The sequence below is a fragment of the Melaminivora alkalimesophila genome, from assembly GCF_000282995.1.
GTDB lineage: Bacteria > Pseudomonadota > Gammaproteobacteria > Burkholderiales > Burkholderiaceae_C > Melaminivora > Melaminivora alkalimesophila.
Map to the genome: position 1 here is coordinate 1 of NZ_ALEE01000834.1, position 1,895 is coordinate 1,895.

A 1,895-nucleotide genomic window follows, 5' to 3' on the forward strand; every position below is an offset into this window, starting at 1 on the left:
CGGCTGCGGCCGCTGATGCGCGCCGTGGAGGTCTTCGGCTTCCATCTGGCGACCGTGGACCTGCGCCAGAGCTCGGACCAGCACGAGCGCGTGATCGCCGAGCTGCTGGCCGTGGCACGGGTGGAGCCGGACTACGCGGCGCTGGACGAGGGGGCCCGCCAGGCGCTGCTGCTGCGGCTGCTCGCCGATGCGCGGCCGCTGCGCGTGGTCGGTGCCGCCTACAGCGAGCACACCGCTGCCGAGCTGGCGATCTTCGAGACGGCCCTGGCACTGCGCGGGCGCTATGGCGAGCAGGCGGTGCGCCACTACATCATCAGCCACACCGAGACGGTGAGCGACCTGCTGGAAGTGCTGCTGCTGCAAAAGGAGGTGGGCCTCATGCAGGGCGCGCTGGGCGACGCCGGGGCGCGCGTGCAGCTCATCGTGGTGCCGCTGTTCGAGACCATCGCGGACCTGCGCAACGCCGCGCCCATCATGCGCGCCTTCTACGCCCTGCCGGGCATCGCGGCGCTGGTGCGCGAGAGCGGCGCGCTGCAGGACATCATGCTGGGCTACAGCGACAGCAACAAGGACGGGGGCATCTTCACCAGCAACTGGGAGCTGTACCGCGCCGAGATCGCACTGGTGGCGCTGTTCGACGAGCTGAACGCCGCCGAGCCGCGCGCGCCGATCGCGCTGCGCATGTTCCACGGCCGCGGCGGCACCGTGGGGCGCGGCGGTGGCCCCAGCTACCAGGCCATCCTCGCGCAGCCGCCGGGCACGGTGCGCGGCCAGATCCGCCTGACCGAGCAGGGCGAGGTGATCGCTTCCAAATACGCCAACCCGGAGATCGGCCGGCGCAACCTGGAGACGCTGGTGGCGGCCACCCTGGAGGCGACGCTGCTGCAGCCCACCAAGCCCGCCAGCGAGGCCTTCCTTGCCGCCGCGGAGGAGCTGTCGGTCGCCAGCATGGCCGCCTACCGCGCGCTGGTCTACCAGACCCCCGGCTTCACCCAGTATTTCTTCAACGCCACGCCGATCCGCGAGATCGCCGAACTCAACATCGGCTCGCGCCCGGCGTCGCGCAAGCCCAGCCAGGCCATCGAGGACCTGCGCGCCATTCCCTGGGGCTTCAGCTGGGGGCAGTGCCGCGTGACACTGCCCGGCTGGTATGGCTTCGGTGCCGCGGTGGAGGCCTTCGTGCAGGCTCCGGGCGAGGATCCGAAGGCGCGCCTGCAGCTGCTGCAGAAGATGTACCGGCAATGGCCGTTCTTCCATGCCCTGCTGTCGAACATGGACATGGTGCTGGCCAAGAGCGACCTGGCGCTGGCCTCGCGCTACAGCGAGCTGGTGCCGGATGCGCGGCTGCGCCGGCGCGTCTTCGGCGCCATCGAGGCCGAGTGGCAACGCACGGGCGAGGCGCTGGCGCGCATCACCGGCCAGCGTCAGCGCCTGGCGGGCAATGCCGCGCTGGCGCGCTCGATCCGCCACCGCTTTCCCTACATCGATCCGCTGCACCACCTGCAGGTCGAGCTGATGCGCCGCTGGCGCGCCGGCCAGGGGGACGAGCGGGTGCGCACCGGCATCCACATCTGCATCAACGGCATCGCCGCCGGGCTGCGCAACACCGGCTGAGGCAGCGGCAAGCGGCAGGCGGCAGGCATGGACGGCATCACCGCGCAGTGGCTGCAGCGGCTGGGCGCGGAGATCGCCTGGGCCTATGCGCTGCGCGTGGCGCTGGCGCTGGCGGGCGTCATGGCGCTGGGCTGGGCCACCGGGCGCGAGGAACTGATGGTGCCGCTGCTGCTGGGCGCGCTGGCCAGCGCCTTGGCGGAGACCGACGACAGCTGGCGCGGGCGCGCGAAGGCGCTGGTGGCGACGCTGGCGTGCTTCGGCTCGGTGGCGCTGGCCATCGC

1 protein-coding gene and 1 pseudogene are annotated in these 1,895 nt (G+C 72.0%); both read left to right on the forward strand.

The features are described 5' to 3' along the window. Nucleotides 1-1,614 (forward strand): phosphoenolpyruvate carboxylase (locus A612_RS16015; RefSeq protein WP_019375438.1); only part of this gene is annotated, 1,614 nt, incomplete at its 5' end. A 27-nt stretch (nt 1,615-1,641) separates the two neighbouring features. After that, nucleotides 1,642-1,895, forward strand: a pseudogene (locus tag A612_RS16020) (YccS family putative transporter); the annotation flags it as partial.